General features: G+C 61.5%; 21 protein-coding genes. 11 read left to right on the plus strand and 10 right to left on the minus strand.

Features of this window, described 5'->3' with window-relative positions:
* Window positions 1-11 precede the first annotated feature (11 nt).
* The 3 genes from J2887_RS06085 to J2887_RS06095 all read right to left on the minus strand — a co-directional run bounded on the left by J2887_RS06085 (window position 12) and on the right by J2887_RS06095 (window position 2,540).
* The gene (locus J2887_RS06085) at window positions 12-812 is read right to left on the minus strand and encodes a tetratricopeptide repeat protein (protein ID WP_227175084.1); all 801 of its coding nucleotides are present in this window, start codon (window positions 810-812) and stop codon (window positions 12-14) included.
* Between the two features lie 45 nt (window positions 813-857).
* The gene (locus J2887_RS06090) at window positions 858-1,739 is read right to left on the minus strand and encodes a chemotaxis protein (RefSeq protein ID WP_227175086.1); all 882 of its coding nucleotides are present in this window, start codon (window positions 1,737-1,739) and stop codon (window positions 858-860) included.
* 123 nt (window positions 1,740-1,862) lie between these two features.
* On the minus strand, window positions 1,863-2,540 hold the full coding sequence (locus J2887_RS06095; RefSeq protein WP_227175088.1) for a DJ-1/PfpI family protein: 678 nt from the start codon (window positions 2,538-2,540) through the stop codon (window positions 1,863-1,865).
* A gap of 134 nt (window positions 2,541-2,674) precedes the next feature.
* Here J2887_RS06095 and J2887_RS06100 point away from each other — a divergent pair, with 134 nt between their 5' ends.
* Window positions 2,675-3,610, plus strand: a complete 936-nt coding sequence (locus J2887_RS06100) for a LysR family transcriptional regulator (protein WP_227175092.1) — start codon at window positions 2,675-2,677, stop codon at window positions 3,608-3,610.
* Here the strand turns inward: J2887_RS06100 and J2887_RS06105 are convergent.
* The 3 genes from J2887_RS06105 to J2887_RS06115 all read right to left on the minus strand — a co-directional run bounded on the left by J2887_RS06105 (window position 3,607) and on the right by J2887_RS06115 (window position 7,604).
* Window positions 3,607-4,614, minus strand: a complete 1,008-nt coding sequence (locus J2887_RS06105) for a type I asparaginase (RefSeq protein ID WP_227175095.1) — start codon at window positions 4,612-4,614, stop codon at window positions 3,607-3,609. The two genes, J2887_RS06100 and J2887_RS06105, sit on opposite strands and share 4 nt — an antisense overlap.
* Window positions 4,611-6,014, minus strand: coding sequence for an aspartate ammonia-lyase (locus tag J2887_RS06110; RefSeq protein ID WP_227175097.1), 1,404 nt, complete (start codon window positions 6,012-6,014; stop codon window positions 4,611-4,613). Before J2887_RS06110 ends, J2887_RS06105 begins: the two co-directional genes overlap by 4 nt.
* Window positions 6,015-6,122: 108 nt before the next feature.
* Entirely contained in the window at window positions 6,123-7,604 is a 1,482-nt protein-coding gene (locus tag J2887_RS06115) for an alanine/glycine:cation symporter family protein (RefSeq protein WP_227175099.1), read from the minus strand.
* A gap of 259 nt (window positions 7,605-7,863) precedes the next feature.
* Here J2887_RS06115 and J2887_RS06120 point away from each other — a divergent pair, with 259 nt between their 5' ends.
* The 3 genes from J2887_RS06120 (at window position 7,864) to J2887_RS06130 (ending at window position 9,606) form a co-directional block, all read left to right on the plus strand.
* Complete coding sequence (locus J2887_RS06120) at window positions 7,864-8,694, plus strand: helix-turn-helix domain-containing protein (RefSeq protein ID WP_227175100.1); 831 nt, start codon at window positions 7,864-7,866, stop codon at window positions 8,692-8,694.
* A gap of 91 nt (window positions 8,695-8,785) precedes the next feature.
* Window positions 8,786-9,058, plus strand: a complete 273-nt coding sequence (locus J2887_RS06125) for a hypothetical protein (protein ID WP_227175101.1) — start codon at window positions 8,786-8,788, stop codon at window positions 9,056-9,058.
* Between the two features lie 29 nt (window positions 9,059-9,087).
* Window positions 9,088-9,606, plus strand: coding sequence for a DUF1566 domain-containing protein (locus J2887_RS06130; protein ID WP_227175102.1), 519 nt, complete (start codon window positions 9,088-9,090; stop codon window positions 9,604-9,606).
* Between the two features lie 2 nt (window positions 9,607-9,608).
* On the opposite strand, the gene J2887_RS06135 is transcribed toward J2887_RS06130, so the two are convergent.
* Window positions 9,609-10,247: a response regulator gene (locus tag J2887_RS06135; RefSeq protein WP_227175103.1), complete on the minus strand. Its 639-nt coding sequence runs from the start codon at window positions 10,245-10,247 to the stop codon at window positions 9,609-9,611.
* Window positions 10,244-11,380 (minus strand): sensor histidine kinase, encoded by a 1,137-nt coding sequence (locus tag J2887_RS06140; RefSeq protein ID WP_227175104.1) that lies wholly within the window; start codon window positions 11,378-11,380, stop codon window positions 10,244-10,246. Before J2887_RS06140 ends, J2887_RS06135 begins: the two co-directional genes overlap by 4 nt.
* Before the next feature lie 153 nt (window positions 11,381-11,533).
* Here J2887_RS06140 and J2887_RS06145 point away from each other — a divergent pair, with 153 nt between their 5' ends.
* From J2887_RS06145 to J2887_RS06155, 3 genes are all read left to right on the plus strand, one after another.
* Window positions 11,534-11,701, plus strand: a complete 168-nt coding sequence (locus J2887_RS06145) for a hypothetical protein (protein ID WP_227175105.1) — start codon at window positions 11,534-11,536, stop codon at window positions 11,699-11,701.
* Between the two features lie 72 nt (window positions 11,702-11,773).
* Window positions 11,774-12,562: a MipA/OmpV family protein gene (locus J2887_RS06150; RefSeq protein WP_227175106.1), complete on the plus strand. Its 789-nt coding sequence runs from the start codon at window positions 11,774-11,776 to the stop codon at window positions 12,560-12,562.
* 499 nt (window positions 12,563-13,061) lie between these two features.
* Window positions 13,062-14,705: a methyl-accepting chemotaxis protein gene (locus J2887_RS06155; RefSeq protein WP_227175107.1), complete on the plus strand. Its 1,644-nt coding sequence runs from the start codon at window positions 13,062-13,064 to the stop codon at window positions 14,703-14,705.
* 54 nt (window positions 14,706-14,759) lie between these two features.
* Here J2887_RS06155 and J2887_RS06160 read toward each other — a convergent pair whose 3' ends face one another.
* Together J2887_RS06160 and pdhR are read right to left on the minus strand one after the other, a co-directional pair.
* The gene (locus J2887_RS06160) at window positions 14,760-16,715 is read right to left on the minus strand and encodes a methyl-accepting chemotaxis protein (protein ID WP_227175108.1); all 1,956 of its coding nucleotides are present in this window, start codon (window positions 16,713-16,715) and stop codon (window positions 14,760-14,762) included.
* A 266-nt stretch (window positions 16,716-16,981) separates the two neighbouring features.
* Window positions 16,982-17,743, minus strand: a complete 762-nt coding sequence (pdhR, locus tag J2887_RS06165; protein WP_227175109.1) for a pyruvate dehydrogenase complex transcriptional repressor PdhR — start codon at window positions 17,741-17,743, stop codon at window positions 16,982-16,984.
* A gap of 352 nt (window positions 17,744-18,095) precedes the next feature.
* Between pdhR and J2887_RS06170 the strand changes: the two genes are divergently transcribed.
* From J2887_RS06170 to J2887_RS06185, 4 genes are all read left to right on the plus strand, one after another.
* Complete coding sequence (locus J2887_RS06170; RefSeq protein WP_227175110.1) at window positions 18,096-18,863, plus strand: (Fe-S)-binding protein; 768 nt, start codon at window positions 18,096-18,098, stop codon at window positions 18,861-18,863.
* Entirely contained in the window at window positions 18,860-20,299 is a 1,440-nt protein-coding gene (locus tag J2887_RS06175; RefSeq protein ID WP_227175111.1) for a LutB/LldF family L-lactate oxidation iron-sulfur protein, read from the plus strand. The genes J2887_RS06170 and J2887_RS06175 overlap by 4 nt, the downstream gene beginning before the upstream one ends.
* Window positions 20,296-20,979, plus strand: a complete 684-nt coding sequence (locus J2887_RS06180) for a LutC/YkgG family protein (RefSeq protein WP_227175112.1) — start codon at window positions 20,296-20,298, stop codon at window positions 20,977-20,979. Before J2887_RS06175 ends, J2887_RS06180 begins: the two co-directional genes overlap by 4 nt.
* A 119-nt stretch (window positions 20,980-21,098) precedes the next feature.
* Window positions 21,099-22,793, plus strand: coding sequence for an L-lactate permease (locus tag J2887_RS06185; RefSeq protein WP_227175113.1), 1,695 nt, complete (start codon window positions 21,099-21,101; stop codon window positions 22,791-22,793).
* The last annotated feature ends 53 nt before the right edge of the window (window positions 22,794-22,846 follow it).

The following is a 22,846-nucleotide window of genomic DNA, read 5'->3' on the forward strand; positions in this document are numbered from 1 at the left end:
CAGACGGGACACTAGCTGCGCTCTGCCAGTTCCGCCAGGGTTTCTTCAGCCTCGCTGACATCGAACTCATCACCGTGGTTCCGGGCCAGTGCCAGGCGTTGTTCAAACAACTGGCGGGCCTGCTCCGGGTTGCCGCTTTCAAAGCTCAGTACGCCCAACTGGAACAGGCTGTCAAAGGCGTCTTCAAAGCCTTCCTCGTCGGCAGCCTGGGCCGCAGCGAGCCGCTGACGCAGGTAACTTTCCGCATCTTCCAGCCGTCCCAGTTCGTAGCAGTTCTGGGCCAGGTTGTTGAGCACCCGCAGGTTGGTTTCGCCGGCGGTCTCGGCCTGATCGAGCAGGTTGGTGTTGAGCGCCAGGGCTTCCTCGAAATGAGCGGCCTCGTGCAGCAGGCGGGCCAGGCTTTCCACCAGGGTCCGGTGTTGATCGTCATCCAGGGTGACGGCGACGGGGTTCTGCAGAACCAGGTTCAGGTACATCATCGCCCGTTCCGGTTGGTCGTCTTCTTCCAGCGCACAGCTCAGGCGGTAGTGTAGATAGAAGCGGCTTTCGTCATTGAGGAACGGTGTTCGTTGGTCAATGGTGACGCAGGCTTCGCCGTGTTTCAGTACTTCATCGGTGTCGCCGCGCTTGTTCTGCACCAGCGACAGCAGGTTCAGGATCTGCCCGGCGATGGGGCCCTGGGGCTGGTCCACCTGGCCCAGCAAGGCCTCCAGATTACTGACCATTTCGGTGCCGCTGAAGCTTGCCTCTTCATCGAGGATGATGTCCTGCAGGCGCTGCAACTCGGTGGCAATGCTGTTCTGGGAAGACATGGGTACGGTCCTTGTATTCGTTAATCGATGGTAGTGGGTGGTCGATCACTGATGTTTTATACCGCGCAGGATGCCCATCAACAGCTCTCCGGCATCGAACTTGGTCAATGCCTCATCGGCACCGACCTGGCGGGCGTAGCTCACGCTCATTTCACTGTTCAGGGAACTGTGCAGAATGACATAGGGCTGATTGAGTGATTGGTTGTCGCGGATGTTGAACGTCAGTTCGTAACCGTCCATCTCCGGCATTTCGATATCGCTGACCAGCACATCCACCGGCTTGCCCTCGTTGGCGCTCATCACCATCTGCAGGGCATCCTGACCGTTGGTTGCCACCTGGTAGGAGATGTCGTGCTGGTCGAGCACGTCAGACAGCTGCTTACGGGCGACCTTGGAGTCATCGACGATGAGAATGTGAAGGGTTTTGAGCTGCTCGCTCTGGACATCCGTCAGGTTGACCTCTTCACCCTCCGCCGAGGCCGGGTAGATCTTCGCCAGCAGCAGTTCCAGATCCAGCAACTGCACCAGCTTGCCATCGCGTTCCAGCAGGCCGGCCACAAAGGCCTGGCTGCCCAGCCCCTTGGGCGCCGAACGCACTTCCTTCCAGTCAATTTCGATGATATTGGAGACTTTACGGACCAGAAAGCCCATCTCTGTGCGCTGAACGTCGGTGACGATGATGGAGCCTTGCTGGCGCTCGGTTTCGTTTAGCGGCGGGTAGCCTACCGCAGCGGCCATATCCACTACTGGAACCGCGCGACCGCGAAAACTCATGGTGCCGATCACCGCCGGGTGGCTGTGAGGAAGATGAGTCAGCGGCTGGCAGGGTACGATCTCGCGAACCTTCAGCGTCCCGAGAGCAAACGGGCGCTCTCCAACCAGGCTGAACAGCAGCAGTTTCTGCGGATGGGCCGCGCGATCGGACATGACGGAGATCCTTGCTTGGACAATGGTCGGATCTCCGATTTTGCAGGATTCGTCACAGGGATGCCAAGGTATCCCTGTGACGAAGTGTTTTGTCTGGACAATTCGCCGGTCAGACCAGCGTCATCACAACTTCCAGACCCGTTGCATCTGCAATGCTGCACGTACTTCGTCAGCCCGGCCTTCCGAGGACATCTGGGCCAGCAGCGCCAGGGCGGCTTCGTAGCTCACCACGCTGCCATTGGAGGTAATGACGTTGCCGTCGATGACGTAGTTGGTGTCGTATTGCACGTCCACCGCAGGATAATCGTCTTCCAGATCGCCTTCTCCGCCGGCCCAGGTGGTGGCTTTTCTACCGTCCAGTACGCCGGCCTCCGCCAGTACGAAGGCGCCCGAGCAGTTGCTGGCGAGCCATTCGATCTTGGGCTCCAGCTCGCGGATGTAACCGATCAGGTCCTTGTTCTCAAGCAGCGGGTCCATGTCGTAGCTGCTGGGGACCAGCAGTACGTCCACTTCGGGGCGGTCGCTGAGATGGGCGTCAACGGCCAGGGTCAGGCCTTCTTCCGAGGTCACGGTGGCGCCGTCACCCACGTTGATGGTGATGACGTCGTAGTCCGAGAACCAGGCTTTCTTGCTGGCAATGCCGAAAACCTCGATCGGGGCGGTGATGTCAGAGGTCAGTACGCCGTCAAAAACAATAATGCCGATGCGCTTGTCGGCCTGGGCTGAGGCAGCCACCAGCAGGAGTGACAGCGCGAACAGGGTGCGTTTGAGAAGGGTAGGAAGCAGGTAGCGATGAATCATGGAATCTCCTTGAGTCACGGGCGGGCACGGGTAGTCAGTCAGACTTTTGCTGACCAGTTCCCCGGGATTCTATGGCGCCCCCGGCTGTGCTTAAATGCCACAATCATGGCAACTGATGTGAAGAAATTTCACGAATGGATAAGCTAAATCTGATTCGCCTGTTCCTGACGGTGGTGGACCGGGGCAGTTTCGCAGCGGCGGCCGCCGTGCAGGGGCTGTCGCCGTCAACCGTCAGCAAGGCGATCGCGCGTCTGGAAGAAGACCTGCGGCTGTTGCTGTTTCACCGCACCACCCGCCAACTGACTCTCACCGTGGCGGGACAGAACTACGCCAAGACGGTGCGTCAGTTGGTGAGCGAACTGGACCAGTGTGAAAAGGACCTGGGGCGACAGAATGACAGCCCGTCGGGACGGTTGCGGGTCAATGTGCCGGTGTCCTACGGCCGTCGTTATGTGGTGCCCATGCTATCGGGTTTTCGCGAGCGTTACCCCGATATCGAGCTGGATGTGCGGTTCGATGACAGCTACGTCGATATGATCGAGCAGGGCATCGACGTTTCCATACGCAGCGGCACCCTGGCGGAGTCCGGGTTGATTGCCCGTCAGCTCAGCCCGGTGGACTTTCTGATCTGCGGCTCACCGGCTTACCTGGGCGCGACCCGGACCATTGCCGCAACGGATTTTGGCCGCCACCCCTGGGTTCGGTTCCGTTTCCAGCAGACTGGTCGGGTGCTGCCAGTTATGGTGCCGGGTGACGAGGAATCCCTGATGCTGGACCCCGGGCGCCAGTTTGTGGTGGACGATGGCGAGGCCCTTGCCGAGCTGTGTGCGGCCGGGGCCGGGCTGACTCAGGTGCCGCACTTTATTGCCCGGGACTGGCTTGCCGGGGGGCAGATTGTGCCAGTGGCGCCGGCGTATCGACCGCCCGGGTTTGGTGTGTGGGTGGTGTACCCGGAGCGGGAGTATCTGCCCCAGAAGATTCGGGTCTTTATTGAGTGGCTTGAAAAATACGTGGGTGGGCAAGGAGAGAGTGCCTACCACACCTGGGCGGAAAACCTGGGAGTTTCCTAGTTTTGCTCGCCACAGAGCACCTGCGCCAGCGCCTGGCGCACGGACTGGGGCTCCCGGTGCTGGGTCAGCAGCACATGCAGCTTGGCAAAGGCTGCTTCCGGGGTCAGGTCCGCTCCGGCCACCACGCCCAGCCGGTTCAGTGCCGCTCCGGTGGCGTAGACGCCCTGACACACCGCGCCCTGCTGGCACTGGCTGATGTTGATCACGGTAACGCCGTGGTTGCAGGCCCGTTCCAGCGATGCCATCCACGCCTCGTCGGCATCCGGCGGGTTGCCCACACCGTAACTCTGCAGCACCAGTCCCCGGACGCCGGGGGCGTTCCAGGCGGCTTCCAGCAAGCGTGCTGGCATACCGGGAAAGACCGGCAGCATCACCACCGCGGCCGGGTCGAAATCCGGTTGCAGGAAATCCGGTGTGCCCGGTGGCAACAACAGATCTTCCTGCAGTTCAATGTCGATGCCGACCTGGCCCAGCCAGGGGGCGTTGGGGGAGTCGAACGCATCAAACCCGCTGGTGCGGACTTTCCGCGCCCGGTTGCCCCGCAGCAGGCGGCCATTAAAGCAGACGCAGACTTCGGTGATGCGCCGGTCCGCCGCCAGCAGCAGGGCGGTCACCAGGTTGTCGACACCGTCGTTACGAAGCTGGGACAGCGGAATCTGGGAGCCGGTGATGATCACCGGGCGATCACAGCCCCGCAGCAGGAACGACAGGGCACTGGCGGTGTAGGCCATGGTGTCGGTGCCGTGGAGGACCACGAAGCCATCGTACTCGTGCCAGCGCTTCTCCAGCATCTGGACAATGTGGGTCCAGTGCGCCGGCGTCAGGTTGGCGCTGTCGATCAGCTGATCGAATTCGACCAGGTCGTACTCCGGCAGCTCCGCGGCGCGCTCGCCCAGTTCTTCCCGCAGGCGACCGTCGAACCCCGGGCAGGGCACGTAGCCCTGTTCCGACGGCACCATACCAATGGTGCCCCCGGTATAGAGTACCAGAACCCGGGCTGTCACGACGCCACCGCCACGGGCGCCAGCATGGACCGCGGGCTGAGCAGCTGATCCAGCGTGGCCTCGTCCATCAGCGCTTCCTCCAGCACCAGCTCCCGCACGGTCTTGCCTGTGTTCAGGGCTTCCGCGGCAATGCGGGTGGAGTTGGCGTAGCCGATGTGGGGCACCAGCGCGGTGATGATGCCGATGCTGTTGTTGACGTGGGCGGCGCACTGTTCGGTATTGGCGCGGATATCGCGAATGCAGCGCTCATCCAGCATGGTGCAGGCCGATTCCAGCATCTTCATGGAGTTCAGCAGGTTGTAGACGATCATCGGCTCCATGGCGTTGAGCTGGAGCTGGCCGGCCTCGGCCGCCAGAGTGACGGCCAGGTCGCTGGCAATCACCTGATAGGCGGTCTGGTTGACCGCTTCCGGGATCACCGGGTTGACCTTGCCGGGCATGATCGACGATCCCGGCTGCCGCGGTGGCAACAGGATCTCGCCCAGGCCGGTGCGGGGACCGCTGGACAGCAGGCGCAGGTCGTTGCACATCTTGCCGAGCTTGATGGCAAAGCGCTTGAGGATGCCGGAGAACAGCACAAAGGCGCCCATATCGGAGGACGCCTCCACCAGGTTACTGGCCGACACGATCGGTTTGCCGGAAATCTCCGCCAGGTACTTCACCGCCAGGGTCTTGTAGTCCGGGTGGGTGTTGATGCCGGTACCAATGGCGGTGCCCCCCAGGTTCACTTCGCACAGCAGACGGCTGGCTTCGTGCAGGCGGTCAATGTCCTCTCCCAGGTTCACTGCAAAGGCTTCGAACTCCTGGCCCAGGGTCATGGGTACGGCGTCCTGCAACTGGGTGCGGCCCATCTTGACGATGTCGGCAAACTCTCGGCCCTTGCGTTCCAGCTGCTGCTTGAGCTGCAGGATCGCCTGCTCCAGCGGTTCGGCGGCAAACTGCACCGCCAGGCAGACCGCCGTGGGGTAGGCGTCGTTGGTGGACTGGGAGCGGTTGACGTCGTCGTTGGGGTGCAGGTGCTGGTAGTCGCCTTTTGCATACCCCAGCTTTTCCAGCGCCAGGTTGGCGATCACCTCATTGGCGTTCATGTTGGTGGAGGTGCCGGCTCCGCCCTGGATCAGATCCACCACAAACTGATCGTGCAGACGACCGGCGATGATGTCGTCGCAGGCCTCGATGATGGCATTGGCCTTGGTGGCCGGCAGCACGCCCAGATCCCGGTTGGCCCGGGCGGCGGCGGATTTGACCATCGCCAGGGCGCGAATGAACGGCGGGAAGTGGCTGATGGGAACGCCGGTGATGGCGAAGTTCTCAACGGCGCGCTGGGTCTGGATGCCGTACCAGGCGTCGGCGGGGACTTCGAGGTCCCCCAGCAGGTCATGCTCAATGCGGTTGGTCATGATAGGGCCTGAACTCGTAGCTTCGGTGATCCGCGGGGATCACAGGGTAGAAAACGGGAGAGAAAACGGAAAAGGGAGCGGCCCACGCGGTGGTGGGCCGCCTCCCGGTCAGGCTTGCGCCTGTTTGCCGCTGGTGGCGGACTTGTCGCTGTATTCCTTGAGACGCTGGATGTCTTCCGGCTCCAGATCCCAGGCGGCTTCGTCGACGTTCATATCGCTGAAGCGCTTGGCGTCAAAGATTGGCTGCTTGATGCCGGCGGCGATCTGGCCGTCGAAGTCCTTGAGGATGCGCAGGCCTTTCTTGAACAGCGCGATCAGGGCCACCAGGTTCACCAGCGCCAGCAGGCCCATGGTGACGTCGGCGAAGCCGAACACGGTGCCCAGGTCGGTGGTTGCGCCCCAGCACACCAGGCAGATGATGGCGACACGGAAGCCATTGAACAGGTTCTGGTTTTCCGTGCTGAAGTAGTTGAGGCTGTTCTCACCCAGGTAGTAGTTGTAGAGGATGGTGCTGAAGCCGAACAGTACCAGGGCAACGCTCACGAAGCTGCGTCCCCAGTCACCAATGTGATCCGCCAGGGCGGCCTGGGTGAGGGCGACGCCACCCACATCGCTGGCACCGGCCGGGTCGTAGATGCCGCTCAGCAGGATGATGAAGGCGGTGGACGAGCAGATGATCATGGTGTCGATGAATACCGAGAATGCCTGCACTACGCCCTGGTTGGCCGGGTGCGGTACGTAGGCCACGGCGGCGACGTTGGGGGCGCTGCCGAGGCCGGCTTCGTTGGAGAACAGGCCGCGCTTCACACCCATCAGGATCGCAGCACCGATGCCACCACCGACAGCCGGCTCCAGGCCGAAGGCGCTGTTGACGATCAGCATGATCACGTCCGGCAGACGCTCAGCGTGCAGCGCCAGCACCACGGCGGTGAGGAACAGGTAACCAACGGCCATGATCGGCACCAGCACTTCCGCCACCCGGGCGATCCGCTTGACGCCACCGAAGATGATCATGCCGACGATCAGCGCCAGGGCAATACCGGAGTAGTAGACCGGAACCCCGAAAGCGTCACCAACCGAGGTGGCAACGGCGTAGGACTGCAGGGCGGTGAAGCCGAAGCCGAAGGTCAGCAGCAGCAGGGCGGAGTAGAGGCCGGCCATCCACTTCCAGTTCTTGCCAAGGCCGCGGGCAATGTAGTGCGCCGGGCCGCCGCGGTAGGTACCGTCAGGCTCGGCCTGTTTGTAGGTCTGCGCCAGGGTACATTCCAGGAAGCTGGTGGCCATGCCCATCAGGCCGACGACCCACATCCAGAACACCGCGCCTGGCCCGCCGAGGGTGATGGCGACGGCGACACCAGCGATGTTGCCGCCACCGACCCGGCCGGCAACCGAGAGGACCAGTGCCTGGAAGGAACTGAGGTGACCGTGTTTGTCACGCTGGAACGCCTGACTGGCGCCAAGGATGCGGAACATCCGGCCAAAATAGCGGAACTGTACAAACCGCGAGGCAACGGTAAAGCCGACACCCACTGTAATCAGCAGGGCAATCAGAATCTTGCCCCACAGCAAATCGTTCAGAACGTCCAACATAGCGAACTCCACTGGTCATTGTTATGTGAAGCCGATGAATGACGACTGGGCGTTTCCGGACCGAGAACCGCTATGAGGCAGGTGCAATGGCTGCGAAAACCCAGAGGCCATTCAACGGCCCCTTACGGGAATTGCGCATTTAAACAACACATCGCTATTGTTAGAATTTCGCACTATTCGTTACTTTGGCGCAGTTTGGCGCAGTTGCGGCGTCGAGTCGCACCGGCGCAGAGTGTTGTCCCCGGCGCAGGCCCATGCAATGACAGTATCCGGCACCCACCAAGATCTGGCCCTCAACCTGAGGCTACTGTGCAGCTATTACAAATCCATTGCGGAAGTCTGTCGCCGTCTCAACATCAATCGCCCTCAGTTCAACCGCTACCTGAGTGGCCAGTACAAGCCCTCGGCCAACACCCTGCGGCGCTTGTGTGAGTTCTTTGGGGTTGAGGTCCATGAGATCCTGATGCCCCATGGCCAGTTTGAGCGTCTGGTTCAGGCCCGGCCGCCGTCGATGGCCTCTGGCGGACAGCAGGAGTCGGAGCTGGAAGACCACGTAACGCAGCTGAGCCAGGTCAGTCGGGCCGGGCTGGAGCGTTACCTGGGGTACTACTTCGAGTATTACCTGTCGATGTCCACGCCGGGCAAACTTTTACGCAACCTGGTTTGTCTGGAGCAGCGTGACGGTCAGGTGGTGTTCCAGCGCACCGAACGGATGCGGCCTCAGCATGGTCTGCCGCCCTGCCATAACCGCTACCAGGGCATCGCCTTCCTGCTGACCGACCGGCTCTTTCTGGTGGACTACGAAAGCCTGAACCATCATGAAATCACCCAGACCATCCTGTTCCCCAGTTTCCGCAACCGGGTATCCCGACTGACCGGACTCAAGGTCGGCGTTTCCGACAACAGTGAGCGCATGCCCTGCTGCGCCCGGGTCCTGTACGAGTACCTCGGGCCCACCGTGCAGCTGCGCCGGGTGCTGGCCCAGTGCGGCCTCTACGACACCTCTGACCCAGCCCTCGACACGTCCATCCTGGCCGCAGTCAACAACGACATGGCGCCCCACGAGTTGCTGTTTCGCGCGAGACATTGAAATAGGCGTTCTGTCGCCGCCAAGGTGCGATGGGCTTGCTTTCAGGTAGACTGTCAGAGAGCAAAAAACGAGAGCTTGACTGAGTCGCATCGTGCCCAAACTTCCCCGCAATACTGTTGCCGAGCATCTGGACGAAGTGAGGTCCTGGGAGGACTTCTTCGGAGTGGATTACCCCGGCTATCTACCCTACTGGGTGGCCTATATGCCATCAGATGAACGCTATCGCTATTTGCTGGCAACCCGTTCGGAATATCGAGACTTCCAGTCGGCAATGCTGAAACCTGGTTTTGACTGGGCGAGTTGGGTTGCCATCTGTCCCTATGATGAGCAAGATCAGCACGGTACCGAATTTCAGGCTTACTGAGTAAGCACCACGTTGAAAGGGACATCAGCATGCAGAAACGATTTTCAGCCCTGGTCATGGCGTCGGCACTCACTGTGTTGTCGGCCTCGAACGTCTATGCGGCCTCCGAGTGCAAAGGCGAAAGCCTCACACCCGACAGTCAGTTTACGTTGATGGAGGATCAAGTCCTCGACAAAAAGACGGAACTGGTCTGGAAACGCTGCGCCGAGGGCATGAGCTGGAACGACGGCGCTTGCGCCGGTGAAGCGGCGCAACTGACCTATGAAGAGGCCATCGCCCGCTACGATGAGGATGGCAGCGGTTGGCGACTGCCCGACAGTGACGAGCTGATGGGCTTGCGGGCTGGTCGGGCGTATGCGTCTGGGTGTATCCATCCAGCACTTAATACCACGGCATTCCCTGGCGAAGAGCAGGTTGGTGGGTACTGGTCCAGTACCCCGTCATACATGTCTGGTGCCGCCACCAGCGTAGACTTCCGCAATGGTGCGCCCAGCGACGGCACTCAGCGGAGCAAGCCCCTGAGAATTCGGCTGGTAAAGAACCAGTAGCCTCAGATCAACCCCTGATCCAGCGCCTTCAGCACCGCCCGGGTACGGTCACGAACGTTGAGTTTGGCGAGGACCGATGAGACCTGGTTGCGGATGGTGCCGACGGATTTGCACAGGGCGTCGGCTATTTCGTGGTTGGAATAGCCGGCGGCCACCAGCCTGAGCACCTGGCGCTCGACGCTGGACAGCGGTTCGCTGGGCAGGCCGTCGTCGAAATCCAGTTCGGGTTTGCCCTGTTCCACCCGATAGGTGACTGCGGGCTGCAACCAGGAGTCGCCATTGGCGAGGCTGGCAATGGCGCTGGTAAGGGCCTCGAAGCTGACGTCCTTACGGAGGTAGCCCTTGGCACCGAGGCGGATGCAGTCCAGCACCAGATCGTGATCATCAAAGGTGGTCAGTACCAGCACCGGCGTTTCAAGACCTTCGTCCTTGAGCTGTTGTAACACCTCCAGTCCCGAAACCCGGGGCATGCGCAAATCCAGCAGGATCACCTGGGGACGGTGCTGGTGGATCAGCCCGATCACACCATCGCCATCGTCGGCTTCGGCCACCACTTCAATTCCGGGGCTGATCTGTAACAGGCTCTTGATGCCTTCCCGAATCAGGTTCTGGTCGTCCACCAGGGCAACACGAATGGTCATGGGGCAGGGTCCGGCAGGGTTGTGTCAATGGTAAAGCCCGCCGCACCGACCTTCAGCTGCAGCGTTCCGTCCAGATGCTCAATCCGTTCCCGCATCCCGGTGAGGCCATTGCCTGGGACGATGGGCGCGCGCGCGTGGCCGTTGTCTGACATCACCAGGCGAATCCGGTCGTGATCATCCCGTGTCAGGTCCAGGGTGCAGCGGCTGGCACGGCCATGGCGAATGCTGTTGGTGAGCGCCTCCTGGGCAGTGCGAAACAGCGCCTCCGCGACGCGGGCGTTATGGATGTTGAGCCCCGGTTCCAGGTTGAGGGTGACCTGAAGGTGTTTCAGGTCCTGCACCAGGGCCTTCAGCGCCTGGGCCATGTCCAGCTCATTGCTCTGGCGAATGTCGGACACCGCCTCCCGGACATCGCTGAGCAGCAGGCGGGAGATGTCGCGAGCTTTCTGGATGTGGGGCAGGGCCGGGTCGCTGCCGAGCTGGTTGGCAACTTCCAGCTGGATGCTGAGCGCCGTCAGGTGATGGCCGAGCACGTCGTGCAGGTCCCGCGCGATGCGCAGGCGCTCGTCCCGCTGGGCGGTGGCGAACAGCAGCGTCTGGGTGGCCCGAAGCTCCCGCAGCAGGTGGGCGCTGGCTTCCCGGGCCCGGCGTTCGTTGACCAGACGGCTGGAGATCAGCAGTGCAAACAGGTTGAACATTCCCAGCATGGAAGCGTTGATCCAGGCGTATTGCTCACTGGCCTGCACGTAGTACAGCAGTGGCAGCAGCAGGGCGATCATCAGGCAACCGGCGGGGCGCAGGTATTCCCCCAGGTGTCCCACCAGCATGATGCCGAGAATCATGATCATCGCGCTGGGGAACAGTGATATCAGCACCAACAGCGAGGCGCCCTGGAGCACCAGCCCCCACTGCGGCCGGTGTCGGGACATCAGGCGCCAGCAGAAACCCGCGAAGTTGGTGATGAACAGTGCCACCACCGCCACCAGGGTTGAGGGATTGAACTCAACCCGCGCCGGCAGGTTGGGATCGTTCTGGTGCCAGAAGTGCAGCGCGATCAGGGTGATCGTGCCCCAGGTCAGCAGACCCAGTGACAGCTCCACCAGTTGGGCACGGGTAGCGGGTAATGACGTCATGGTGGGCATTATTCCATGGCCGGGGCTGAACCCAAATAGAACAAATGTCATCCCCCGAACGTCGCCGCCGTTCGGCCGTGACATTTGATACATGCCCGCAGACCACCGACGGCTCCAGACTTCAGGATCATTCCACTCTTCCGGGAGTCTGTCGTGCGTCGTTCCGCTGTACTGTTGCTGCCGCTTGGACTGCTGCTCGTGCTGATGGCCTGGCATCTGGCGGACTGGCCGGCGGGTCCGTGCGCCAGTTTCTACCGCGGTGGCCTGGTGGGCGCGGAGAGCAGTTGGACCTGGCCGATGCCCTGTCGCGGCAGGCCATGACATTTGGTACATGCCGCCCGGTTGGCCGGGAGATAGCCTGAGATTCCCGTACTCAGCCAAGGCAGATCTGTTATGAAGCCCAATCACCCCCTGTTATCGATCACGACGCTGGTTCTGGCGCTCAGCCTGACGCTCCCCGAGTGGGCCCGGGCGGATGACTGGAACCTTGAATTTGGCGGCGGTGTACTGGTTATGGACCCGCCCTGGAAGGGCATGCCAACCCAGCATCAGTCGCTGCCGTATGTCCGCGCCGAATATGGCCGCTGGCGCCTCGGTGTGCAGTACGGCCTTTTCCAGTATCGACTGACCCCCGCCGAGTGGCCGGTGGATGTCGGCATTGGCCTGGACTACCGCGATGAGGTCTATGAGAGCCTGTTCTACTCTGACGATGATCTTTCCGACGATCCGGTGTTTGAAGGTTATGACTCTCCCAATGGCGAGGGCGTCGTCCGCCTCGACCTGCGCTGGCAGGATCTGGTGGTGCGGCTGCGTCAGGATGTGACCGATCAGTCCGGCGCCGTCAGCGGCGAAATCAGTTACCTGCACCCGGTGTACCAGGGGGCCAAAGGCTTCCAGGTGCGGTTGGGCGGCGGCGTGGTCTGGAAAGACCGCGAATACAGCCGCTACCTCTATGGTATCGAGGGTGACAACATTGACCGGTCTGTTGGCCGCTACCCCTACCTTCCCGATGATGCCCTGAACTACGTGGCTTCCATGCAGGTGATCTACCCGTTCAACCAGCAGTGGGCCCTCAGTGCTCACGCCCATTACGAGTGGCTGGACGAAACCGTCAGTGACAGCCCGCTGGTTGGGCAGGATGGTCTCGGCAGGTTCATGCTGTTTTTGACCTATCGACCCTGAGCCTGATGCTTCCTCGATATAGATGAGAATGTTTTACATTTGTTGACGTGAAAAGCGTCCCTGTCATTTGCGGGACCTGTGTGAACTGACTACATTTAAGGGGCTTCAGAACAACGCCTGAAGCGCCTCGCAGGCTTGTCCTTTGAGGCCTTCAGGGGTTGCTCTGGGGCCGTTGACATCCAGTTCGATGTGTTTGAACTGAATCTGCGTTGAACCTGCCTTTCACCAGGCTGGATAACGTTGTCCCGGTTGCTCTGGAAGGCATTGGATCGCCTCTGACTCGCATTGTCATGGAGGACCCCGGTCATCTCTGGCCGGGATTGGGCACTGGAACGCTTGGCCCGATTTCCCGATCCGTATTCTGTTCCGCGCCGAACGGGCTTCCATTCCTTTGCGGGAAGATCGCCCGGCACGGGCAAGGTCGGACTTCGACACACCGCGAAACCAGTACGTGGCCGTTCCTCCATGGCCTGCCGTCAAGGCTGCTTAGGGAGGGTGTATGTCGAAGTTGCTCGATGCGCTGAGTGTCCGTGCCCAGCTGATTCTCGCAGTTGCTGTACCGATGTTGCTGTTGCTGGTCCTCAGTGGTGTGTCCACCTGGGGTCTGCAGAAAACCAATCAGGTCATCCATACCATCTATCAGGATCGGGTGGTGCCCCTGCGGGACCTGAAGGTCATTTCCGACAAATACGCTGTCCGCATTGTCGATGCCATCAACAAGGCCAACTCCGGTCTGATCTCGGTGGATTCCGCCAGAGACCAGATCATGGAGGCCCAGCAGTCCATTCATGAGCGTTGGGAGCAATACCTGGCCACCACCCTGACGCCCCAGGAGCAGAGCCTGGTGAATCAGGCGGAAACCCTGTTCCAGCCGGCCAATCAGGAGATCGACCGCTCCGTTCAGAAACTGACCGCGTTGTCGGGCAACCGTGCCGGTCAACTGGATGACATTGACGGGCCGCTCTATCAATCCATCGATCCCATCAGTGACAAGATCTCCCAGCTGATCGAGCTGCAGTTGCGGGTGGCAGAGCGGGAGTATGAAAACTCCCTGGAGCTGAAGGCCACCATCGGCCGGGTGATCGGTCTGGTGATCGGCATTGGCTTGCTGGTGAGCGTGGTGCTGACCTACTTCATCCTCAAGGCGCTGTATGGCCGGTTGGGGGGGGACCCGCGCCAGGTCAATGACGTGGTGGGTGAAGTTGCCGAGGGCCATCTGCTGGAACACGAGGCGGCCGATCTCAGACCCAACAGTGTCCTCGGTCGGGTGCGTAGCATGATCCGCAAGTTACGGGACGCGGTCAGCGGGGTGATGAGCAGTGTCAGCGCCATTCGCGAGACCTCCCGTCAGCTGGTTCAGAAAACCCAGGACAGTGCCCAGGCTGCGAACCAGCAGCAAAGCGAGACTGAGCAGGTGGCCGCGGCGATGAACGAGATGACGGCGTCCGTTGCCGAAGTGGCCAACAATGCCCAGAGTGCCAGTGAGGCGGCCAGCCGCGCGTCCTCTGAAGTGGACACCGGCCAACTGCGCATTCGGGATACCATCCGCTCGCTGGAGGCCCTGGCAGAAGAGGTGGAGAAATGCGTCACCATCGTCCAGCAGCTGGCGTCCGAGAGTCAGAAGATTGGCAGCGTGGTGGAAGTGATTGACGGCATTGCCGAGCAGACCAACCTGCTGGCACTCAATGCCGCCATCGAGGCCGCCCGGGCCGGCGAACAGGGCCGGGGCTTTGCCGTGGTGTCCGATGAAGTCCGTTCCCTTGCCCAGCGCACCAACGAGTCGACCCGGGATATCCAGGCGATGGTGGAGAACCTGCAGGAAGGCGTAGGCCGGGTCTCCGATGCCATGGAGCACAGCAACACCCGTGCAGCCGACACCCGCAAAAGTGCCCGTACTGCCATTGAGGTGCTGGACAGCATCCAGTCGGCGGTCAATGAGATCACCGACCTGAATGCCCAGATTGCCAGTGCTGCGGAGGAGCAGAGTCATGTCGCAGATGAGATCAACCGTAACATCCACCGGATCACCTCGGCCGGGGAGCAGACGGTCGAACTCAACAACAATCTCCGTGCCACCGGGCAGGATCTGGAAAGCATCTCCAACCGGCTGCAGATGAGCGTCGCGTTCTTCAAACTGGAGTAATGAGGTGTCCGGGCTGGTGCCGCTGCGGCCCAGCCCGGTCATGCAAACGAGGGATCAGACCCGGAACTGCCGCATCAGGGTCTGCAGTTCGTTGCCCAGGGAGTGAAGCTGTCCAATAGCCACTGCCGTGGTGTTGATGCCGGCCGTGGAGCGTTCAACGATCTGGTGAACCCGGTTGACGTTCTCATCGATGGACTGGGACACACTGGCCTGTTCCTCGGCCGCGGCGGCGATGGACGCGGCGGTCTCGTCGATCCGGGTGACCGAATCGGCGATCGCCATCAGGCTCTGATCTGCTTCCTCCGCCTGGCTTGCGGTACGACGGGCGCCGTCCAGACTGTCGCCCATGGAGCGGGACGCCTGAGCCGCCTTACCCTGGAGTGATTCGATAATGGTCTGGATTTCGCTGGTCGACTCCTGGGTTCTTGAGGCCAACTGACGTACCTCATCGGCAACCACCGCAAAGCCCCGGCCCTGTTCGCCGGCCCGGGCGGCCTCGATGGCGGCATTGAGTGCCAGCAGGTTGGTCTGTTCGGCGATGGCACCAATCACTTCCAGTACCGATCCGACCTGTTGGCTTTCGTTGTTGAGCTGTTCGATCAGCCCGGCATTGGCTTCCATATCGCTGGCCAGGGCCTGCATTGCGGTGCGGGTATCCTGTACCAAGCCGCGACCGGTCTGGGTCTGATTGGCGGCGGAGCGGGCCTGTTGCGCGGTGCTGTTGACGGATTCCGCCACCTCGTTGGCGCTGGCGGCCATTTCGGTCACGGCGGAGGCCACCTGGGTGACTTCGCTTTCCTGGTGACGGGCGTCTTCCATGGCTTGGTTGGACGTTTGGGTCAGGGCCTGGGACGACTCTGCCAACTGGCTCACCGCCTGGGAAACCTGGCTGATGGTGACACGGATTTTTTCCGCGAACTTGTTGAAGTTACGGGACAGGTCGCTGAGTTCGTCGCGACCTTCGGCGGGCAGGCGTACGGTCAGGTCACCGTCGCCGTCGGCCAGGTCGACCAGGGTGGCGTTGAGGCGGCTGACGTCATTGCGCAGGCGCACCACCACCAACCAGGCCACGGCAATGCTCAGAGCGAAGGCGATCACCGTCAGAAGGATGCCGTTGGTGGTGACGGTCGCCACTTCCTCGTTGGCGTTGTCGGTAGCGGCCTGCATGGAGTCCACCAGGCTGGCGCGCAGATCCGTGGCCAGCTGTGCCACTTCCGGTCCGATCAGGTTCAGGCGTTGGTTGCCGGCGTTGCGGGCCTTGATGGCGTTGACCACCCGCTCAGTGCCGGCCATGTAGTTTTCAAACGCGGCAATCTGCGGTCGCAGGATTTCGGTCAGGTCGGTGTAGTGCCGGGACAGCTTCTGCAGCCGGTCCATGGTTGCGGCCAGGTCTTCCCGGAAGTACTGCTCGTTGTGCTCGCTGTTGTCACGCAGGTAGCGGTTTACGTATACCCGCGCCAGCAGCAGGTTGCGAATGGTCTGGCTGATGTCGACCGCCGCCATGGTGTCGTACTCGGCGAGGGCCTTGTCCTGCTGGAACTTGAGCACGTCTTCCACCGCCGGGCCATTGACACTGAGGTTGTTCTCGATTTCGTCCTCGATCATCGCCTGGTTGCGAACGATGGTGCTGAGGAACACATCCCGGTATTCCGATTTCAGCGCTTCGATGCGTTTGATCTTGGCTGCCCGTGCGGTGTTGCTGATTTCGCGGCTGGCCACCGCCAGGCGCTCTTCCCACAACGCAATGGATTGCCGGAACGCGTCGACCTTTGCCTCGGATGGATCGGACAGGTAGTCCATCACCGCCATCCGGGAGCGGTACATGGAGTCCATCAGGTCAGCCGCGTGATTGGTGTCTGGTGCCAGATCCTCGGTCACCGAGGCCATGGCGGCTTCGATGCGCTGGATGCTGAAAATGGCGTAGGTTTCCTGAATCAGCAGGAAGACGGCAAAGATGGCCGGGGCGATGGCGATCTTAATGGCAATCGGCAGATTGTTTAACCAACCCATTGAAAACTCCGTGTGCATTGGGGAAGGGAGGCGGGGAATGGTACTGCCGGATGAGGGGCGGGAAAGTTGTATTTTTGTGTCTGACGTCACAGACGCGGGCTAAACGTGATGTTGTGGCAGGTTTGCTGAATGCTATTTCTGTTCAGTTAAAAGTTAAATTTAATCAATGGCTTGCTGGTTTTTATGGTGATTATTCCAGACCCGACATCCGGTGTCTGGGATGTCCGGAAGCTTCGGAAATCACGTATCGGGTGAGTCGGACGCGGTTACTCGGAGGTCTGCACCCGTCGGAGTGAGCGCTCCAATCGGGTCTCCCGTTTGGACAGTTCCAGCAGGCCCTCTTCCACATACACCAGGTGCTGGTGAGACATCTTGCGGGCCAGCTCGCCATCACCCGCCAGAATGGCATCAAGCAGCGCCTGGTGCTGAGCCAGCAACTGGCTGCGGGAGTTGTCCCGCTCAAACAACAGGCTCAGGTTCTCCACGATGTTCTTTTCCAGCAGATTGAATAGGCCGCGAATGGTGTGCAGCAACACCACGTTGTGGGCCGCCTCGGCAATGGCCAGGTGGAAGGCGGCGTCTGCCTCGGCTTCGCGAACCGGGTCCTGATCTTCGTAGGTGGCGCGGAGTTCCTCGAAGCGGGCTTGCAGTCGCTCCTTGTCGGCCGGGGTGGAACGCAGGGCGGCGTAGTAGGCGGACAGACCTTCCAGGGAATGCCGGAACTCCAGCAGGTCGTACTGGAATTCGTTGTGGTTGGCCAGCAGGTCGAGCAGGGGATCGCTGAACGAGCTGCCCACCTGTTCGCTGACGAAGGTGCCGCCGCCCTGGCGACTGGTCAGCAGGCCCTTGGCAGCCAACTTCTGAATCGCTTCCCGCAGCGATGGCCGTGACACCCCAAACCGGGTGGCCAGCTCCCGCTCCGGAGGCAGCCGTTGCCCGGGCTTGAAACTGCCTTCCAGAATCATGCTCTCCATGCGCTGCATGATGACGTCGGAGAGCCTTGGGGTCTCCAGGCGGCTTTGGCTCATGGTGGTCGGCTTCCTGAGTGGCCAATGGGTTTCGGTCGCGGTTGGCTGACTGTCGAAGGATACCAAAGCCCGGGCCCGGGCGTCTTTATTCAGGACGGAGATGAGAATTGGTCATACCAATAATCTGATGCCTGTTTACGGTGGCGCTCAGAGGCTCAGCGGTATGGATGCCGTCTTGTCCAGGTATCAAGAACAAAAACTATCTCAGGAATGTGTCTGCGGCAGCGATGGTAGACAAAGGTCGCATGGGTGTTGGCTAAAAATTGACAACAGGTTAATCGTCTCACTAGCATTGGCTATCGACAATTGTAAATTGGTAAGACCAATTATAACAACGAGCAGGTGACCCCTGATGACCGACACCATCAAGCTCTACCCAGCCAAGCCCGCCAAGGTGTACTTCTACGGCACCTGCCTGGTGGACCTGTTCTACCCCGACGCAGGCCTGGCCGGGGTCCAGCTACTGGAGCGGGAAGGCATTGACGTGCTGTTTCCCCAGGATCAGACCTGTTGCGGCCAACCCGCGTTCAGTTCCGGCTTCAACGACCAGGCCCGGGATGTGGTTGTGCCCCAGCTGGACCTGTTCCCCGGCGACTGGCCGATCGTGGTGCCGGCCGGTTCCTGCGGCGGCATGATGCGCAAGCATTATCCGGAGCTGTTTGCCGGCACCCCCTGGCAGGCCAAGGCCGAGGCCCTGGCATCGCGGGTATTCGAGCTGACCGACTTCCTGCTCAACGTTTGCCACATTCGCCTGGAGGACCAGGGCGAACCGGTTCGCGTGGCCATGCATACATCCTGTTCCGCCCGTCGGGAAATGGGGGTCGGGGACGTCGGACCGGCGCTGCTGGCCCAGTTACAGCAGGTGGAGGTGGTTGAGCAGGCCCGGGCCACGGAATGCTGTGGTTTCGGCGGTACCTTTGCGGTACGGCACCCGGAGGTGTCCGAAGCCATGGTGGCGGACAAGACCACCGCCATTGAGGAGGCGGGTGCCGATACCTTCCTGGCGACCGACTGTGGCTGCATGATGAACATCGCCGGCTACGCCGAGAAACAGCAGCGCTCCCTGAAAGGTCAGCACATTGCCAGCTTCCTGTGGCAGCGGGTGGGAGGGGACGCATGAGTATCGATACTGCTCACAGCGACGTTCAGCAGTTTCACCCCCGGGTTCGCTCGGCGCTGGAAAATCCGCAGATTCGCAGCAACTTCCGCTCCGCCATGGATGGGCTGATGGGCAAACGCCAGGCGGCGTTCGAGGACTGGGAGCTGGAAACCCTGCGGGACCTCGGGGCGGCGGTACGGCTGCGGGCACTGTCCCGGTTACCGGAACTGCTGGTACAGCTGGAGACCAACTGCCAGCTCCAGGGCATCCGTGTGCACTGGGCTGAAACCGGTGATCAGGCCTGCGAAATCATTCGGGACATCTGCAAGGCCCGCGACGCCAGACGGGTTATCAAGGGTAAATCGATGGTGTCCGAGGAAATGGAACTGAACCATTTCCTGGAGGCTGAGGGGATTGAGGCGCTGGAATCGGATCTGGGCGAGTACATTGTCCAGCTGGCGGAGGAGACGCCCTCCCACATCATCATGCCGGCGATTCACAAGAATACCGACGAAATCTCCGATCTGATGCATGAGAAAACCGGCACTGAACGCTCGCGGGATGTGGGGTATCTGACCGCCAGTGCCCGGCAGCAGCTGCGGGACAAGTTCATGCAGGCGGATGTGGGCATTTCCGGAGTGAACTTTGCGGTCGCGGAAACCGGCACCCTTTGCCTGGTGGAGAACGAGGGCAATGGTCGTCTGACCACCACCGTGCCGCCCTGCCACATTGCGGTGACGGGCATCGAAAAGGTGGTGGAGCACCTGGAAGACGTCGCGCCTCTGCTGGCGCTGCTGACCCGCTCCGCCACCGGCCAGCACATCACCACCTACTTCAACATGATCTCTGGCCCCCGCAAGGCCGATGAGAAAGATGGGCCGGAAGAGGTTCACCTGGTGCTGGTGGATTCGGGCCGTTCGTCCATCTACCAGGATCAGGAGCTGCTCGACACCTTGCGTTGCATCCGCTGCGGCGCGTGCATGAACCACTGTCCGGTGTATGCCCGGGTCGGCGGGCACGCCTACGGCACCACCTATCCCGGGCCCATCGGCAAGATCCTGATGCCTCATCTGCTGGGGCTGGAAAACACCCGTGACCTGCCATCCGCGTCCACTCTGTGCGGTGCCTGCGGTGAAGTGTGCCCAGTGCGGATTCCCATCCCCAAGCTGCTGCAGCGTCTGCGCAAGGAGTCGGTGGACGGTGATCGCCTGCGGCCGTCGGTGGTGTCTGGCCATGGCGTCAAACGCACTCTGAAGGAACGGGCCAGCTGGAATGGCTATCGCTGGCTGGCGTCCGACCCCGGGCGCTACCGCCTGGCGGGCTGGATGATGACTCGTTTCCGCGCCCTGACACCCCGCAACGTTGGTCCCTGGACCCGCTATCGAACGGCGCCGCGACCGGCCGCCAAAACCCTGCATCAGCTGATGGCGGCCCGTCGCCGGGAGGAACAGTCATGAACCCGGGTAAGACCGCCAGTAATCAGAGTCGATCCGCCATTCTCAAGCGGCTGCGCCAAGGTCGCGGAGACCAGCCGATGACGGTGCCAGCCAGTGATTTCGCCGTGGTGCGGGACCGCAACTGGACGCCAGCCGAGCGGCTGGACCGATTTGAGGCGCGGATTTGCTCGGTCAACGGTGAGGTCCACCGGGTGGCCAGGGAGCAGTGGATCGACACGCTTTATGCGCTTATGAAGGCCAAAGGGCTTGAGAACCTGCTGGTGTCTGAGGACGTTGAGCATGGCCGTGAACTCCGACGCCTGTGGCCGTGGGAAGCCCCGGCCCTGCTGGGGTATGAACAGCCCATCGAGCACTGGAAGCCGGCCATGTTCAATGACGTGGCGGCGGCACTGACCGGCTGTCTCGGTGCTATTGCTGAAACCGGGTCGCTGATGCTCTGGCCGACTCCACAGGAGCCGCGGCTGATGAGCCTGGTGCCGCCGGTGCATTTTGTCCTGTTGGCCGCAGACTGTGTCTACGACACCTTCCACCAGGCGATGGCGGAGCAGCAGTGGGTGCAACAGGGCATGCCCACCAACGCCCTGCTGATTTCCGGCCCCTCGAAAACCGCCGACATCGAACAGACCCTGGCTTATGGCGTCCACGGCCCCCGAGAGTTGGTGGTGCTGATCCTGGAATAGTGTTCCCGGCCAGACGAGACCTTGGGTTGCCCCGGAACCGTCCGCTATCCGGGGCTCCTGATACCCCCTGCAAGGGTGCGGGGGAGCAACAACGACAATAACCACATCCGGAGCTCTACATGTCCGATACTCTGTTTTCCCTGCTGGCGTTCGCGCCGCTGATTCTTGCCGGCATTCTGCTGGTGGGCCTGAACTGGTCTGCCCGTGTTGCCATGCCGGTGGTGTTTCTGGCCACCGCTGCAATTGCCTTGCTGGCCTGGGATATGACCGTCAACCGGGTCCTGGCCTCGACCCTGCAGGGGCTGATCCTGACGGCCGCGATCCTGTGGATCATTTTTGGTGCCATCCTGCTGCTCAACACACTTAAACACTCCGGGGCGATTGCGGCCATTCGCCGGGGGTTCTCCGGTATTACGCCAGATCGCCGGGTTCAGGCGGTCATCGTGGCGTGGCTGTTTGGCTGCTTTATTGAGGGCGCCTCCGGCTTTGGCACGCCTGCCGCGGTGGCGGCCCCGCTGCTGGTTGCGCTGGGCTTTCCTGCGCTGGGGGCGGTGATGATTGGTATGATGATCCAGTCGACGCCGGTCTCCTTCGGGGCCGTGGGCACGCCGATTGTCGTTGGCGTCAGTGGCGGCCTGGACCGGCAGTTGATTGGTCAGCAGATGGCGGCCAATGGCGGTGACTGGGAGATGTTCTTCCGCCTGGTGACCTCCGAGGTGGCGATCATTCACGCTGTGATCGGTATTCTGATGCCGTTGTTGATGTGTGTAATGCTGACGCGCTTCTTCGGCCGTAACCGCTCCTGGCGAGAGGGACTGGAAGTCGCTCCGTTCGCATTGTTTGCCGGTGTCTCGTTTGTGGTGCCCTACGCCGTCGCCGGAGTTTTCCTGGGGCCGGAGTTTCCGTCGATGATCGGTGCCCTGGTGGGCATGGCCATCGTGGTACCGGCGGCCCGTGCCGGTTTCCTGATGCCGCGCCAAGCCTGGGACTTCGCGCCAGCCAAAGACTGGCCCAGCGAGTGGATGGGCAAGCTTGAAATCAGCATGGACCAGGTAGCCAGCAAACAGCACATGTCCGGCGTCAAGGCCTGGACTCCCTACATCCTGCTGGCCGGCCTGCTGGTGGCGTCACGGGTGATTCCGGAGGTAAAGGCGGCGTTTACCAGCTACCTGAGCTTTGGCTGGAGCAACATTCTCGGGGAGCAGGGCATTTCCGGCGCGGTGCAACCGCTGTACCTGCCCGGTGGGATCATGGTGATGGTGGTTGCGATCACCTTCTTCTTTCACCGCATGTATCTGAAGGAAATGCGGGCCGCGGTGGTGGAGTCGTCACGCACCCTGCTTGGTGCCGGGTTCGTACTGGTGTTTACCATCCCCATGGTGCGTATCCTGATCAACTCCGGGGTGAACCTGGCGGATCTGCCTTCCATGCCTATTGCCATGGCGCGCGGGGTGGCGGACCTGATGGGGGGGCTGTATCCGGCCTTCGCACCCCTGGTGGGGGGATTGGGAGCGTTCATTGCCGGTTCCAACACCGTGTCCAATCTGATGCTGTCCCAGTTCCAGTACAGTGTTGGCGAGCTGTTGGGGGTATCCAGTGTGCTGCTGGTGGCACTACAGGCGGTGGGCGCCGCTGCCGGTAATATGATCGCCGTGCACAACGTGGTGGCCGCCTCGGCGACCGTGGGCCTGCTGGGCCGGGAGGGCCGCACCTTGCGGATGACGGTGATTCCTACCGCCTATTACCTGACGGCGGCGGGGGTGATCGGGCTGGTTGCCATTTTCCTGCTTGGCTTGGGCGATCCCCTATCTTAGGGATGTGGCGCTGACCGGGAGTCCGTTAGGGTGCTTTGGAACCTTTTCTCTCA

The organism is Marinobacter sp. CA1, from assembly GCF_020546665.1.
GTDB lineage: Bacteria > Pseudomonadota > Gammaproteobacteria > Pseudomonadales > Oleiphilaceae > Marinobacter > Marinobacter xestospongiae.